This is a genomic window from Vibrio gelatinilyticus (assembly GCF_022836845.1).
Classification (GTDB): domain Bacteria; phylum Pseudomonadota; class Gammaproteobacteria; order Enterobacterales; family Vibrionaceae; genus Vibrio; species Vibrio gelatinilyticus.
In genome coordinates, this window is record NZ_JAJNNZ010000009.1 from 90,190 (window position 1) to 105,648 (window position 15,459).

Below are 15,459 nucleotides of genomic sequence, written 5' to 3' on the forward strand. Positions count from 1 at the left end.
TTTATCCTTTTACTCTAAGTTGTTGAAATTTATTTATGAGTTTGACTTGATTGATAGCGAAATAGAACAGAATTAACGCGCCAGCGATCGGCAAGGCAGAATAGATAACGCCCATAGGGATTTCTAATGCCGAGTCTTGTTGCCACATTTGGCGAACTGACGCCTTGTAGCCCCCTTGCCACATGACAATATACGCAAAAATGGCAATCGCCCACTCAGTTAACATGTCGACAATGATGCCGATCTTTGGGGGGAATTTATCGCGCACGTAGCTGATTGCCATATGCTCTCTTAACCCAAAGACATAAGCGCCCCCAATGAGCACTAGCCAAACGAACATGTAACGAGAAAGAACTTCGCTGACGGCACTAGGGCTATCAAATACGTAACGGGTGACAACTTGATAGGTGACGAGAATGGTCAGGACGGCCATGATCGCAATGCAAGCCCGCTCGACTACCCAGTCGAGGACCGTTTTGAATGTATTGGTCCAGAATAACAGCTTTTCCACTAGACTTTTCCTTACTAAAGAAGAAGGGCTAAGGTGATGCCTAGCCCTTGACTGTTAGCCGATACGTTGATTAGCTAAGTTCGTTGATTGCGTTAGTGAGGGCTTTTTGAGCGTCCGACTTAATCAATTTGTTCTTAAGAGGCTTACAGCTATCTTGGAATTGCTTCACATCGACGTCGATGAAGGTTGCTCCGTTTTCCTCTGCCAGCGCACGTGCGTCGCCGATTCTCGCATTCCATTTCGCAAACTCATCTAAGGTTGAATCTTTTGCTAATTTACGAATGGTTGCTTGGTCCTCTTTGGATAAAGAGTTCATGAAGTCGTCGCTAACTACGACGAGATCTGGAACCATCAGGTGCGAGGTTTTACTGAAGTATGGGGCGACTTCATAGTGCTTCATGTCTGCGTAGGTAATCTCATTGTTTTCGCCACCATCTAGGACGCCCTGTTGAACTGCGGTGTACACCTCGCCTTGGCTCATTGGTACCCCTGTTCCACCCATACAACTTAGCATTTCAACCATTGTATTGGACTGCATTACACGGATTTTACGACCGTTCATATCCGCTACGTTTTTGACATTGTCTTTCTTAGTGTAAATATTGCGAGAACCAGCTGTGTATGCTGTGAGAACTTCGAAGCCGAACTTCTTCGTTGATGCGAAGAGTTCGTCTAGGACACCAGAGGTGAATACTTTCTCTTGGTGCTCGATGCCAGTATATGCAAAAGGCATCCCGATTGCTGTGAATGTGTTGTCATAGTTTTCGATAAGTGGGTTAGCCACAACCGCCATTTGAACAGCGCCAGCCTGAACCAGTTCTAGCGCAGCACGTTGATCGCCTAGAAGTGCGTTTGGATAGATATTGATTTTATAACGGCCGTCTGTTGCGGCTTCAAGCTGTTTACCAAACTCCGCCAACGCTGCATATTGAGGATGGCTGTCAGATTGGTTGAAAGCGGCTTTGATCTCGGTAGCTGCGAATGTCATCGAAGATACGGCGACTGTTGCGCCAGCGACAGTAGTAAGAAGTGCTTTTTTCAGAGTTTTGTTCATGTTGATTTCCTATTATTATCAATTAAGCCAATGTATCCATTGGAATAAAGTCCATATCGTCGAATGTTTGGTTTTCACCTAACATTCCCCATACAAAGCTGTAGTTTTGTGTTCCGCAGCCAGAATGAATAGACCAACTAGGGGACAGAACCAGTTGCTTATCGCGTACTACAATGTGACGAGTTTCAGTCGGTTCACCCATCATATGGAAAACGGCTTGTTCTGGTTTTATGTTGAAGTACAAGTACGCTTCCATACGACGTTCATGAGTATGTGCTGGCATTGTGTTCCAAACACTACCTGGCGCTAGGTGGGTGATCCCCAAACATAACTGGCAAGTCTCAATCACGTCTGGATGCAAGTATTGGTTGATGACTCGTTGATTCGATGTTTCAAGAGATCCCAGCTCGACTACACGAGCGTCTTTTTGAGTGACAATTTTGGTTGGTAGTGTTTTATGGGCTGGTGCACTCAGTCCATACACAGTCGCATCGCCATCTTCTCGTGTGATGTTAATTTCTTTTGCGCCACGTCCGATGTAGAGAACATCGAGAGTGTTTAAATGATAAGTTTTTGCGTCAACACTTACCGTTACAGATCCCGACAAGCATGCCAGCCCGAGTTCACGACGTTCTAAAAAGAACTCTGTACCGAACGATTTGCTATTGATCCATTCTTGAAGAACTAATGGTTTGTCAGTTGGAGTGATACCTAATGCTACAGCGCGGTCAATATGGCTGTATGCAACTTTGATCTTTGACTCTTCAAATAACTCATCAATTAGAAACTCGTTACGCAGTTGCTCTGTCGAGTATTTTTTTACGTCGTTTGGGTTTGCGGAATACTTCGTTAACATAACTTTCCTTAGCCGTTACTAATGTAATTAATACTACATCTTATTCTTATATGATCAAATTGCTTCACATATGAAATGTGTGTAACGGTGATCGGTGACGCTAAAATAGCTAGGTGCTAAGTAGAATGTTTGATATAAATCTCATTTATTGAAACGTCATTTCAAAAAAATGGAAGTTGAATAACTATGAGAAAAGCCTTAAATGCCGTGTGAACTGGATAGCCGTTCTATCGTGGCCGTTATGAGATCTTTCGCTGATATTTCGTCCATTTTCTTTATACGGCGCCTTGCTTGTTTGTCTGCTATAAGTGATTGGCTTGGTCAACTCGAACCCTGTCCGTCACTTCTCAACCAACTCTGAGAAATTGGTGTGTTTGAGCATCAGGAATGACAGTCACATACCTGTGCCTCTTGAAGATCACGAGCTCGTCCATAATAAGCTGACGTAGATTACTTCAAGGTACTGGTGGCACATCTCTATTAAGACGTTGTTTATCCACTTTTGGAATCGTATGCCAATGTACATCGATTAGGTCGGAAAATCGCTTGATAGGTAAGGGAGGGAGTAGCTATTCAATATAGTCGCTAGGCGATCAGTGGTTCGAGCGTTATATTCGAGACAAAAGGAATGGTTACGCGAAAGGATAAAAAGATCCGAACAATCCGCCGTAACACTTGCCGCCATATGCTCGATTAAAACCACTACGGGTTTAAGTTGCGCTTGAAGTGGTATGCTAAGAAGTACGGAAAGCAAGTCGTTGACTATAACGAGCCACACACATCTTAAACTCGCTCTTGGGATGGTTCTATTGATGAAAAACTAGGTTCATCAAAGATTATCAAGGGTGATGGTTTCGCCGTTGACCGAGACATCAACGGCGCCAGAAACATATTACTTAAATATTTAACAAGGTAGCTTGAACTTTAGTCATAACAGCGAACATTGCGTTCGTTGCGATTTAAATCAAGAGTAGTCACTACAACTGCTGTTACTTGAACGAAGTAGCAACTCTCATGCCCACATTGGCACTTCGATTGTCAAACATCTCTTGCTAGCGGCGTGAATTACGTCCACGAGGCGTGCGGTTTTTAAACGCTGAGGCTGCTTTCGCTTGAGATTTCAAAATAGAGTCGACAGTGAGCGGCATAGGCTCTTTCGGTTCAAGGCCATGCGGAAATGTTCGAGCTCTCGGTGGCAAGTCAAATTCCTCTGCTGAAGCACGAGGCATACGCTTAAAGCGATACAGATAAAAGTTTTCTAACTTCTCTCTTGCCCAATCCGTTTTCTTTAAGTATTTAACGCTACTTGCAATCGATGGGTTGGTGTTGAAGCAGTTAAAGCGCATGGCGGTATCAAGAATATCCCAACCATAACAGTCCACTAGCTCTTGCAGTAGTGTTTCTAGTTTAAGGCCATGCAGTGGGTTATTTTGTTGTAGTTCAATTCTTTCTTCATCTGTCATCATCACAAGTTCCTCGATCACTCAGTTACTGTGCCTGTTCAACAAAACTTACCACAGGCGCAATAGAGCGGGGAGTCTAGCAAAGTATCGAACGCATACCCACATAAATCGGTCAGTGTCAGTGCTTTTAACGACCATGTCGCTCATTTTTATTTATACGGATTGCACTTAGTGACGAAATGAGCTTACATCAAGCGACCGATAATGCTAGAAGTAGTCATACTGTTGCTAAAAAGGCCAGCGTTCGCCGGCCTAAATTTTATTCTTAATTGTGAATACCACACTTATCAAGAGTTAACATTCATACTGGGTAATTCTTAAACCCAAGTTGCTCTGATATGTTCTTGCCAGCTTGATGTAGCAGCTTTATGTAGTGCGACTTTTTATTTTCATCGAAACGAACGGTTGGAAAAGACACCGAAACACCAGCAATCACGTTGCCAAATCGGTCGTAAACGGGAGCTGCAATACAACGTAGTCCTGGCTCTTGTTCTTCGTTATCTTCACCAAAGTGCTGTTGCTTTACTATAGCGAGTTCTTCAAGCAATTGTTCTATGTTTGTAATTGTTTTTTTTGTACTTGGTATAAACTCAGTGCCCGTTAATTGCTTGCGAATAATGGCTTCGTCACGTTCAGCCAACAGAACTTTACCTATTGCGGTCGTGTGCAGTGGATTGCGGCGGCCAACACGAGAGTGCATTCTTAACGAATAACTCGAGTCGATCTTGTGAATATAGATAATAGAGCCTTGATCTAAGGAACCAAGATGCACCGTTTCGTTCGTTTCATCTGAGATTACGCGCATCTCTTTCTCTGCGATCGCAATCATATCCACCCACTCAAGTGACTTTGAACCGAGTTCAAATAGCTTTAGCGTCAGAGAATATTTATCTGCTTCACCTTGCTGAGACACATATCCAAGAGTTTTCATCGTTTGTAAAAAGCGGTATGTGGTGGCTTTAGACATCATAAGTCGTTGTGAAAGCTCTGAAACACCAATCTCTTTTTGATCACCAAGTGATTCTAATATGTTAAACACTTTGAGTACCGATGATACGGATTCTGGCTGAGTGGACTTCTCCATCAGTGTTCCTTTTTCGTTTTTTGACTATGGGTACAAATTAACATTGATCACTATTTTCAAAAAGCCTTTTCAAAAAAATCAGAACAATCATTGATTGCAACTCACATTTCTGAACGCTGATTTATTAATTATTGAAATGGCGTTTTAAAAAAGTTGCTCAATGAGTTCATTTGGATTATTGTGCTCTAAACATAGTGAGCGGATCATACAAACCCGTCACGAACCTAAAAATAATTGAGGATCTGAACATGATGTTAGAGTCATTTAATCTACAGGGAAAAGTGGCGATAGTTACTGGTTGTGATACTGGCCTGGGACAAGGCATGGCAATGGGGCTGGCACAGGCCGGCTGTAAAGTGGTGGGTGTTAACCGATCAGAGCCAGCAGAAACGATTGAAATGATGAAGCAATCAGGCCATAGCTTTTTGGATGTTCGCGCGGATTTGCTAAAGCAAGAGAATATTCCCACGATTATTGATCAGGCACTAACGGAATTCGGTCAAATCGATATTTTGGTTAATAACGCCGGAATTATTCGACGTGAAGATGCTATCGAGTTCTCTGAGGAGAATTGGGATGATGTTATGAACATCAACTCTAAAACAGTATTTTTCATGTCTCAAGCAGTTGCTAAGCAGTTTATGGCCCAAGGTTCGGGCGGAAAGATCATCAATATTGCATCTATGCTTTCTTACCAAGGAGGTATTCGAGTTCCTTCCTACACTGCATCGAAGAGTGCGGTTATGGGGATTACTCGTGCAATGGCAAATGAGTGGGCGCGCCATAATATTAATGTCAACGCGATTGCGCCGGGATATATGGCGACAAATAACACGCAAGCCTTACGTGAAGATGCCGTGCGCAATAAGGCTATTCTTGAGCGTATTCCAGCAGACCGCTGGGGCACTCCGAAGGATGTTGCGGGGCCGTGTGTCTTCCTGGCATCTTCTGCATCAGACTACATCAATGGCTACACAATCGCCGTTGATGGCGGCTGGTTGGCTCGTTAGTTCTAAAAAAACCTTAGATGACCGATGATTTTGTTGCCCAAACCTTTGGCTTTGTTAGCTTGACTTTGGGCCTATCAACCTTTTATCAAAAAGATGACAGAAAACTTAAATGGGTGATGTTGTTGTTGAACATAAGCCACCTTATTCACTTTCTGTTATTAGGTTCGTTAACCTCGGTACTTGGGGCGCTACTGTCTGCTCTGAGGACCGGAGCGGCCATTTATACCAAGTCGATTTGGGTTGCATGCCTATTTATTATTGCTACCTTGGTGATAGGCGCGAACTTTGCTGAAAACTGGTATCAGATGCTACCTTTAGCTGGCACTATTGTCGGTACATTTTCAATATTTTTGTTGAAAGGAATTGCACTTCGAATTGGATTTTTAATAGGTGCTGGTTGCTGGTTAGGCAACAACCTTATCATTGGTTCTATAGGTGGTTCTTTATTGGAAATGGCTGTGATTACGATGAATATTATCACGATCTATCGACTTTATCGTAATCAGTTGCCATTGAAGGTCTGAGCGTGCAGTGCGAAGCCGTCTTTGGACATGAATGGCATTCCATTTGGAACCAAAATAAAACAATAAGCGGTTAGGCAACCCCTTTTAAACAATTTAGATTAAGCAGCAAGGCTGTAGGAGAAAACATGAAAATTGCATTAATGATGGAAAATAGCCAGGCAGGCAAAAACGCAATGGTCGCGGAACAGTTGGATAACGTCGCTGGTGGTTTGGGTCATGATGTTTTCAATTTAGGTATGACTGATGAGAACGATCATCATCTGACTTATATCCATCTAGGTATAATGGCGAGCATTTTGCTGAATTCGAAAGCCGTAGACTTTGTTGTGACGGGCTGTGGGACAGGCCAGGGGGCATTGATGTCTTTGAATTTACACCCTGGTGTCGTTTGTGGATATTGCTTAGAGCCATCAGACGCTTTTCTATTTAATCAGATCAACAACGGTAATGCTTTATCACTTGCTTTTGCTAAAGGTTTCGGCTGGGCAGGAGAGCTGAACGTTCGCTACATGTTTGAGAAAGCATTTAGTGGTGAGCGCGGTCAGGGCTACCCGCTAGAGCGCGCTGAGCCTCAACAGCGCAACGCTGCCCTTCTAAACGAAGTGAAAGCGGCCGTAGTGAAAGATAACTATGTGGATTCACTACGAGCAATCGACCAGGAGTTGGTGAAAGTTGCTGTGGGTAGCTCACGCTTTCAGAAATGTTTCTTTGACTATTGCCAGGTTAGCGAAATTGAAGAGTACGTTCGCTCAATTCTAGCGTAAGTCTCGAAGCTTAGTTGTATGAAAAGCCAGCCATTGGCTGAGCTTTTCATTCCAAACAGTTGGAGAAATGATGATAGAGAAAACTAAGATTGCCATCATTGGTGAGTGCATGGTGGAGCTGCGCAGGAGCAATGGTATCTTAAATCAGAGCTACGGTGGAGACACGTTGAACACTGCAGTGTACCTATCGAGGCTAACGCATGAGCATAACATTGAAGTCGCTTATGTAACGGGGTTAGGTCAAGATCCGTTTAGCAAAGAGATGATTGAAGGCTGGCGTCAGGAAAACATCAATACAGATTTGGTTCACATAGACGATACTAAGATGCCGGGGCTCTATTCGATAGAAACGGCAGAAGATGGCGAACGCAGTTTCTTCTATTGGCGTAATGACTCTGCCGCCAAATATTGGCTACGACATCTTACGATGAAAGAGTTAATTGCCCAGTTAAGCGACCATCAATGGATCTATCTTAGTGGCATCAGTTTGGCCATTTTGCCGCAAGATTGTTTGGATAAACTCATCGAAGCTTTATACGTTGTTCGTAAAAAAGGATGCTTCATAGCTTTCGATAACAATTACCGCCCTGCCTTGTGGGCGACAACAGCGCTAGCGCAAACTACCTATCGGCGCATTCTGGAAATTACGGATCTGGCTTTTCTCACATTTGACGACGAAATGGTGTTGTGGGGAGATACGAAAGAACAGCAGGCAATCGAAAGAGCACAAGGCTTGGGGGTTAACGAGATTGTGGTGAAACGTGGTGCGGAACCGTGTTTTGTGGTCTCGAACAACGAGGTGGACGCTGTCGCTGCAAATCACGTTGAGCGGGTGGTTGATACAACCGCTGCAGGCGACTCATTTAGCGCGGGTTATCTTGCTAAGCGACTTCTTAATGGTGATAACATTGCGGCTGCAGAAGCGGGCCACACTGTTGCAGGAACAGTTATTCAATACTCTGGCGCCATCATTGATAATGATGTGATGCCAAGCATTTAAGGAAGGAAAATGAGTACATTAGAACAGCGTTTGGCTGAGATTAAAGTGGTTCCGGTGATTGCAATTAAGGATGCCTCTAAAGCTCCCAAATTAGCACAGGTACTGATAGAAAACGGTTTGCCTTGTGCAGAAATTACTTTTCGAACGGAGCAGGCGGCGGATGCGATAAAAGCGATGCGTGCCGCATACCCAGAGATGCTGATCGGCTCGGGAACAGTTCTGACGAAAGAGCAAGTGGATCAGTCTATAGAAGCGGGTGTTGATTTTGTTGTGAGCCCAGGCTTTAACCCAACGACGGTTAGATATTGCCAAGAGAAGAATGTTGTCATTGTTCCTGGTGTAAATAACCCAAGTCTGGTCGAGCAAGCAATGGAGATGGGTTTAAAAACGTTAAAGTTCTTCCCAGCTGAACCATCTGGTGGCGTTTCGATGCTAAAAGCACTAACAGCTGTTTATCCGGTTCAGTTTATGCCAACAGGGGGCGTTAGTCCTAAAAACGTCAAAGACTATCTGTCGATACCAAGCGTTGTCGCGTGTGGCGGTACCTGGATGGTTCCAAATGATCTTATCGACAATGAGAAGTGGGATGAGTTAGCTAAGCTGGTCAAACAGGTCGCTAGCATTATCGATTGATGCCGAGCTTATCGTTTAATCACAGGCTGGAGAGGAATCTTCAGCCTTTTTAATTTGAATCATTAAACTTAGCGGCCATCGACTATGCTTAACAAACGGTTACGCATAGGGATGAATGATGAAAAAGACATTAATAGCCGTGATTGCACTGAGCGCGCTAGCGGCATGTCAGTCAAACAATACAGCTCAGACCACGCACCCATCGTCAGAGACAAATTCAAGTGACAACTCAGCACTCATGTCTGCGGCATTAACCACCGCGATGAATGTCTATTCCGCCCAAAGTGGCATGAGTAGTGAAACGGCCGTGGTGAGTGCAATTGAAGACAAATTATCTTTAACGCCGGAACAAGCGATTGGCGGGGTAGGCGCTTTAATGTCGGTGGCTCAAAATACATTGGGTAGTGAAGCTACAAATGAGCTAGCGACACTGATACCGGGTGCACAGGCGTTGGAATCAAGTGGCTTATCTTCGTTGCTAACCAATATGGGGGCAGTAGACAGTGCCTTTTCCGCACTTGGTATCGACCCAGCGTTGGCCTCTCAATTTTCCCCTTTAATTATCGAAGTACTCAAAACCCAAGGCGCATCGACGTCATTGATCAGCGGCTTAACATCTACGTGGAATTAAATGGTGCTATCAAGCCAAATCTAATTCCCATTATTAACCGTTACTTCGGCCACTTAAATAAACTAAGTGATCGAAGTTTGCGAGTTTGACTTAACATGATGACTCGTTAGGTGTTATCAGAACTTTTCTTTTTGCGCAAGACGTTAACTATAATCTGGCGATCGCTTCAGAATTCATAGTCGTTAGTGTCCGTTTAGCTCAATGATTGATATAAGAGAATCTACCCAACTTTCCCTGTTTGATACGACAATGAGTGGCGTATTTGTTCTACATCAGAATCAAAAAAAACAAGCTTTATCTTAGGTTTTTCCCATTTTATCGTAGAGAAATTACACATTCTCGCTACCTCAGTGGATGTTCGAATTTTGTTACGGCAGATAATCTAAATTATTAAATTATCAATCGATATTTTTCTTTTATTCCGCAGCGCTTCACATCCTGACACTGGCTAACTCTACCCATACTGGTCAATGATTTACTGATTGCGTAAAGTTGCTATAAAGCTTTAAGAACATGGTTATTCTAGCACTCAAATGATGAAAGAACGGTTAGTCATCTCAATTTCGACGATAAGCGGTACTCGGCACTGGTCTCTAGGTAAAAAGACCAGACGCAGCATAAAAGTACTGGCTTGTTCTGCGTTGGTCTCTTCGATAGCAGCAGGTGTAGCAATCAAGCATCTATCGAGTGAGGTTGATGTCGCTAAGATTAAGCAGCAGGAATTACAAAGCGAATCTTTAAGCCTTGGCGAACAATTGGATGCATTGAGAGACCTGAAATCAGGGCTTGAAACTGATTTGAGTGAACGGGAAGAGCGTATTTCACACGTTTCGGAACGATTGTTTGAGCTCGAAAAAGTATTAGGATTTTCGGAAGATAATCTGGCCGCTGATCTGGATTCTCGATTAGATGCCGCAGCCATCAGTTCGAGTGTGAGAATGGTCATGTTGACACAGATCCCTAGTGGGTCACCTGTTGGAAAAAGCCGGCAGTCATCCCAGTTTGGTAAACGAACGCATCCGGTGACGAAGAAGATAAAAATGCATCGAGGATTAGATTTCGCGGTGAATACGGGAACTCGCGTCTATGCACCTGCTGATGGTGTCGTAGAGGTGACCAGAAGGAGCAGTAAGGGATCGGGTAACTTTTTACGTATCCAACACTCATTTGGCTTCTCTAGCTCTTATTCTCATTTGAAGTCGTTCAAAGTGAAAAGTGGTCAGTTTGTTCAAAAAGGTGAGCTAATCGCCTTATCAGGAAACAGCGGCCTGTCTTCAGGCCCACACTTACACTATGAAGTCCGATTTGTCGGAAGAGCGTTAAACCCTAAACCGTTTGTGAACTGGGGCGTAAATGAATTTGAAACGATATTTGCAAAAGAAAGAGGAATACGATGGGAATCTTTAATAAACAGAGTGGAACGCCGAGTAAGCCGTCAGCTTCAACTCTCATCGCAAAAGGATGTTCTATTAGCGGACAACTCAAACTAGAGTGCGACATCCAGGTTGACGGTATGATCGATGGTCAATTGTATGCGGAGCAGTCTTTGGTGGTTTCTGAGTCAGGACGCATTCATGGTGAAGTGTATGCAAGCCAAATCATCGTCAATGGCATTATTGATGGTGAGTGCCATGCTGATCATATTCAAATCCTGGCTCAAGGTCGCGTGAACGGAAAAATCTGGAGTAACAATCTTAGTATTGAACCGGGAGGAAAATTCTTCGGTGAAACGGCCGAGCTGCAAGAAAAAGAAGTGGTAAAACTGATTGAAACTCAAGCTGATGATGAAGCTGAAATTCTTGAAGTGAAAGCGGCTAACTAAATAAAAGTGATAAGAGAGGTCGGGTTTAGCTTGGCATATAAACCCGACATTTACGGAGCTAGGAATTAATAGCAATTCCTTTGCGTTCCACGCTTCATGTTACGTGGACTCTCGTTTTGATCTGAAAATGGCGGACAAGTTCCGCCATTCCCTTCCAAAAATCAGTAATTACAGACCTTTGATATTTTCTACTTCTAATTCGTTGAAGTATCTTACTGTCTTAACTTTAAGTTCTTGTTGTGCAGCGTCGTCAGCAACAATGATAGCCTTACGGTGCATTTGTAGAGCTGTTACAGTCCACATGTGGTTTACAGAACCCTCTACAGCCATTTGTAATGCTAGAGCTTTATTGTGGCCAAGAGTTAGAATCATAACTTCTTCAGCATCTAGTAGAGTTGCAACACCGATAGTCAGTGCGTACTTTGGTACTTGGTTGATGTCGTTGTCGAAGAAGCGAGAGTTTGCGATACGCGTATCTTCAGTTAGTGTTTTGATGCGAGTACGAGAAGTCAGTGATGAACCTGGCTCATTGAATGCAATGTGACCGTCGATGCCTACACCACCCATGAACAGGTTGATTTTGCCGTATGAACGCATTTTTGCTTCGTACGCTTCACAATGTGCGTCGATATCATCCGCAAGGCCGTCTAGAAGGTTGATGTTTTCTTCTTGGATGTCAACGTGATTGAAAAAGTTGTTGTACATGAAAGAACGGTACGACTCAGGGTGATTAGGATCGATACCTACATATTCATCCATGTTGAAAGTAACGACATGTTTGAAGCTCACTTCACCTGCTTTGTACAATTCGATAAGTGCTTTGTACGTAGAAAGAGGTGTTCCACCCGTTGGCAGGCCTAGAACAAATGGCTTTTCTGCCGTTGGTTTGAATGCATTGATGCGTTCAGCGATATGACGAGCAGCCCATTTACCTACTTGATCTGCGTTTTGTAATGGAATAAGTCTCATGTTGATCCCCTAATGATAGAATTTAGTGTGTTCCGAAACATTAATTCGCATTATAAAATAAGCCAAGCGGTGCGGCTATCGTTTTTGCGACTCTTTTCAAATTATTCTTGATCTAGATCCCTATAAGCCCACTATTAGCCTTTATTTTCGACGTGGTTTTTAGGTGAGTTTGTTTCTAAATTTTACTTATAAATAAAGTGTATTTGCTCTATTACAATGTCCGTCAGTGTAGTAGAGCTGTGTCGTGGCGTTGGCTTTACAAGTTATCGTCGTCGGAAAGGTCGTTAATCAGGTCATCTTCTGGTTCATAGGCTGCTATTGAATCATCGATGTCAGGCTTTTTACCGTTAAGAGTATGAAACTTTTTGCGGTCGCGTGTTTGATGACAATATTTCAACCATGTTTTCTCAAGTTTACTTTCGGCTTTGCTTTCATCAGATAAGGCAAGCAAAAAATGTTTTTCGACGTCGCTCTGCGGTATAAGTTCCCCCTTTTCTAAACCGAGGAAAGTGTCTCCGTAACGGATAAGGATTTCCTCTTCGGCGATAGTGAAGTTGCCGGATTTTGCAAAACCACGACGAAATTTTTGATTGTCGTAGAAAGGTTTTTTTCCAGTGCGGAAATCAAATTCAGACATAGGAACCTCGTAAAATGATGCATACCGTTAAAACACAAAATCTAGTATAGACACAAAATCGTCTTTTTCAGCCTAGGATTTTAGGGCTAAATTGGTGTCTAAAAAGTTGAAAGATTTATCTCACTCAATATAAAAAAAATAGAGTCGTTAATGCTAGGTGTTTTGGTTAAATTTTTGTGAAGAAGTGGTGAGAGTTTGATTGCAGGGAAGCAATACCTGAGAAGCGAAGTTCTGTGGGAATAAGATAAGTGATGATGGGATGCAAACAGATTGAGGATGCAGCTATGCTAGCTGCATCCTTATTGGCGTTTAAAATAGACTGCCATTTAGGAACAAGTGAGCCCAGATGCTAGCCGCGTAGCCAAGCGATATGACCGGCGCCCATTTTAAGTGTCCAAAGAACGTATATTTACCGTGCGCTGCACCCATTAGCGCCACACCCGCCGCTGAACCGATAGACAGTAAACTTCCCCCTACACCAGCAGTGAGTGTGACTAACAACCAGTTACCCATAGAAAGGGCAGGATCCATAGTTAGTACCGCAAACATTACAGGAATGTTATCGACAATAGCGGATAGGATGCCGACCATGACATTGGCCCAAATAGGATCCCATTGGGTGTACATTATTTCAGAAACAACCCCGAGGTAGCCGAGTAGGCTTAACCCCCCCACACACATTACCACGCCGTAGAAGAACAATAGAGTGTCCCACTCGGCGTGAGAGACTCGACGGAAAACATCAAACGGTACGATAGAGCCTAGGCGCTTTAATGCAGCTTCATCATTGTTGGCGATGGCCAGTGCTTTTTTCTTGGCTATCGATTTTGGCAGTGTTTTACGAAGGAAAAAGCCAAAGAATTGCAGATATGCCAAGCCCATCATCATTCCCATCACCGGCGGGAAATGAAGCACAGCGTGGAAACCAACCGCGGTAGCAATTGTTAGAATAAATAGGCCAACAATACGTTTAGCACCACGTTTTAGTTCGATATGCTCATGCACTGAGTCTGGCTGTGCTTTAGGGATAAACAGCGACATGATGAGCGCAGGTATTACATAGTTGATTACGGAAGGAATAAAGAGAGGTATAAATTCAGAAAAACTGACATGACCTGCCTGCCACACCATCAAGGTGGTGATATCTCCAAATGGGCTAAACGCGCCACCGGCATTTGCAGCAATAACAATATTGATACAGGCAATATTCACAAACCTTGCGTTATTTCCGGCTACTTTGAGGACCACCGCACACATGAGCAACGCGGTCGTTAAGTTATCGGCAATAGGGGAAATAAAGAACGACAGGATACCGGTAAGCCAGAATAGTGTTCGAAAGTTAAACCCTTTTCCAACCATCCAAGATTGTAGGGCATCGAAAAGTCGTCTTTCTTCCATGGCTGAAATGTAGGTCATTGCCACTAAGAGAAATAACAGCAGCTCTGCGTATTCGAGAAGATTATGTTCAAGTGCACTTTTGGCAATCTCAACCTGACCGATCTCTTTGTATACAAGCCCAATCATGATCCAAATTAACCCGGCTGCTAACAACACGGGTTTGGATTTACGCAGCTGTAGAACTTCTTCCAACATAACTAAGGTATAAGCAATGGCAAAAATGAGTAGCGATGCATAACCAACGGTAGATTGAGTAAAGTTAATTGCGTGATTTGATAGGGCTTCAGATGCGAAAGTTGACGTGGCAATAAAAGGGAGCAATAAAAGGAGTAGCCATCGACTTTTCTTCATAACATTCTGGTCCTTCGAAAGTGAAAAATAGAAAAATTGTTAAAAAATGTCTGTTACGTTGTAAATAATATTCTAGAGCGTATTGAGGGGCGGCGTTGTGAGCGAAATCCGATATGGCGCAATTTTTATACTGAAACTACATTGACTTACGTTGGTTCTTTTCTAGGCTAAATGTAGGATAGGGGGGGACTTTGTCTATGTACCAGTTACGGAAGATTCTATTTGTTGTTACGCCAATGATGGTGTCATTTTCATGGGCAAGCACGCCTGAATTGACCTGTAATAGCATCAAAAATGACTTAGAGAATCGTTGGTATTTGTCACAAGATTGCCCAATAGGTAAGGGGGTGTGGGGAGACCCGCGAGTGCACCTTTCAGGGGCGTCTTACTGGATCCAATGTGGCTTTGTTGAAGGCCGAGCTTTTCGCACGCTACCGAAGCAATTCATTCAAACGACAAATGCTTCTATCTGGTTTAAACAAGAAGATCGCAGTAAACGTTGTCTTATCGGTCCCTTTGATAACTTTAAGGCCGCGAAATCTGAGCTATTGGCCGTTAAACAAGTTCGAGGGTTAAATGATGCATTTATCCGTTCGGTTGACGTTGCGATACGTGTGACTTCGAATAAGCACGCCACATCGCAAAAGCAACAAGGAAAGTCGCGTCGAAAAGTAACCCCTTATATGATTGCTGGCCAGCATGGTCGAAACGATTGTCAGTGTTATTTTTAACGAGTCGCTAGAGTGATACGG

General features: G+C 43.4%; 17 protein-coding genes. 9 read left to right on the plus strand and 8 right to left on the minus strand.

The features are described from left to right. Position 1: 1 nt before the first annotated feature. From LNL84_RS12530 to kdgR, 5 genes are all read right to left on the minus strand, one after another. The gene (locus LNL84_RS12530) at positions 2–511 is read right to left on the minus strand and encodes a TRAP transporter small permease (protein ID WP_244357854.1); all 510 of its coding nucleotides are present in this window, start codon (positions 509–511) and stop codon (positions 2–4) included. A gap of 70 nt (positions 512–581) precedes the next feature. Next, on the minus strand, positions 582–1,565 hold the full coding sequence (locus LNL84_RS12535; protein ID WP_244357856.1) for a TRAP transporter substrate-binding protein: 984 nt from the start codon (positions 1,563–1,565) through the stop codon (positions 582–584). Positions 1,566–1,587: 22 nt separating this feature from the next. Then, positions 1,588–2,421: a 5-dehydro-4-deoxy-D-glucuronate isomerase gene (gene kduI / locus LNL84_RS12540; protein ID WP_244357858.1), complete on the minus strand. Its 834-nt coding sequence runs from the start codon at positions 2,419–2,421 to the stop codon at positions 1,588–1,590. Positions 2,422–3,473: 1,052 nt separating this feature from the next. Continuing rightward, complete coding sequence (locus LNL84_RS12545; protein ID WP_244357860.1) at positions 3,474–3,887, minus strand: VF530 family protein; 414 nt, start codon at positions 3,885–3,887, stop codon at positions 3,474–3,476. 298 nt (positions 3,888–4,185) lie between these two features. Next, positions 4,186–4,968: a DNA-binding transcriptional regulator KdgR gene (kdgR, locus tag LNL84_RS12550; RefSeq protein ID WP_244357862.1), complete on the minus strand. Its 783-nt coding sequence runs from the start codon at positions 4,966–4,968 to the stop codon at positions 4,186–4,188. Between the two features lie 248 nt (positions 4,969–5,216). Here kdgR and kduD point away from each other — a divergent pair, with 248 nt between their 5' ends. The 8 genes from kduD (at position 5,217) to LNL84_RS12590 (ending at position 11,352) form a co-directional block, all read left to right on the plus strand. Next, the gene (gene kduD / locus LNL84_RS12555; RefSeq protein WP_244357863.1) at positions 5,217–5,978 is read left to right on the plus strand and encodes a 2-dehydro-3-deoxy-D-gluconate 5-dehydrogenase KduD; all 762 of its coding nucleotides are present in this window, start codon (positions 5,217–5,219) and stop codon (positions 5,976–5,978) included. A gap of 17 nt (positions 5,979–5,995) precedes the next feature. Continuing rightward, positions 5,996–6,502 carry a YgjV family protein gene (locus LNL84_RS12560; protein WP_244357865.1) on the plus strand — a complete coding sequence of 169 codons (507 nt, stop codon included), beginning with the start codon at positions 5,996–5,998 and terminating at the stop codon, positions 6,500–6,502. Between the two features lie 125 nt (positions 6,503–6,627). Next, positions 6,628–7,266: an RpiB/LacA/LacB family sugar-phosphate isomerase gene (locus tag LNL84_RS12565; protein WP_244357867.1), complete on the plus strand. Its 639-nt coding sequence runs from the start codon at positions 6,628–6,630 to the stop codon at positions 7,264–7,266. Between the two features lie 70 nt (positions 7,267–7,336). Next, positions 7,337–8,266: a 2-dehydro-3-deoxygluconokinase gene (gene kdgK, locus LNL84_RS12570; protein WP_244357869.1), complete on the plus strand. Its 930-nt coding sequence runs from the start codon at positions 7,337–7,339 to the stop codon at positions 8,264–8,266. A gap of 9 nt (positions 8,267–8,275) precedes the next feature. Then, complete coding sequence (locus LNL84_RS12575) at positions 8,276–8,899, plus strand: bifunctional 4-hydroxy-2-oxoglutarate aldolase/2-dehydro-3-deoxy-phosphogluconate aldolase (protein ID WP_244357871.1); 624 nt, start codon at positions 8,276–8,278, stop codon at positions 8,897–8,899. Positions 8,900–9,017: 118 nt separating this feature from the next. Continuing rightward, positions 9,018–9,530 (plus strand): DUF2780 domain-containing protein, encoded by a 513-nt coding sequence (locus LNL84_RS12580; RefSeq protein ID WP_244357873.1) that lies wholly within the window; start codon positions 9,018–9,020, stop codon positions 9,528–9,530. A 536-nt stretch (positions 9,531–10,066) separates the two neighbouring features. Next, positions 10,067–11,020: a M23 family metallopeptidase gene (locus LNL84_RS12585; protein WP_244357952.1), complete on the plus strand. Its 954-nt coding sequence runs from the start codon at positions 10,067–10,069 to the stop codon at positions 11,018–11,020. Beyond that, positions 10,924–11,352 (plus strand): bactofilin family protein, encoded by a 429-nt coding sequence (locus LNL84_RS12590; RefSeq protein ID WP_244357875.1) that lies wholly within the window; start codon positions 10,924–10,926, stop codon positions 11,350–11,352. The genes LNL84_RS12585 and LNL84_RS12590 overlap by 97 nt, the downstream gene beginning before the upstream one ends. A gap of 168 nt (positions 11,353–11,520) precedes the next feature. Here LNL84_RS12590 and nagB read toward each other — a convergent pair whose 3' ends face one another. The 3 genes from nagB to nhaD form a co-directional block, all read right to left on the minus strand. Then, on the minus strand, positions 11,521–12,321 hold the full coding sequence (gene nagB, locus LNL84_RS12595) for a glucosamine-6-phosphate deaminase (RefSeq protein ID WP_244357877.1): 801 nt from the start codon (positions 12,319–12,321) through the stop codon (positions 11,521–11,523). A gap of 256 nt (positions 12,322–12,577) precedes the next feature. Continuing rightward, the gene (locus tag LNL84_RS12600) at positions 12,578–12,958 is read right to left on the minus strand and encodes a MaoP family protein (RefSeq protein WP_244357879.1); all 381 of its coding nucleotides are present in this window, start codon (positions 12,956–12,958) and stop codon (positions 12,578–12,580) included. Between the two features lie 309 nt (positions 12,959–13,267). Then, positions 13,268–14,707 (minus strand): sodium:proton antiporter NhaD, encoded by a 1,440-nt coding sequence (nhaD, locus tag LNL84_RS12605; protein WP_244357881.1) that lies wholly within the window; start codon positions 14,705–14,707, stop codon positions 13,268–13,270. Between the two features lie 197 nt (positions 14,708–14,904). On the opposite strand from nhaD, the gene LNL84_RS12610 reads away from it, so the two are divergent. Then, a complete protein-coding gene (locus tag LNL84_RS12610; protein WP_244357883.1) occupies positions 14,905–15,438 on the plus strand; it encodes an SPOR domain-containing protein in 534 nt (177 codons plus the stop codon). Positions 15,439–15,459 lie beyond the last annotated feature (21 nt).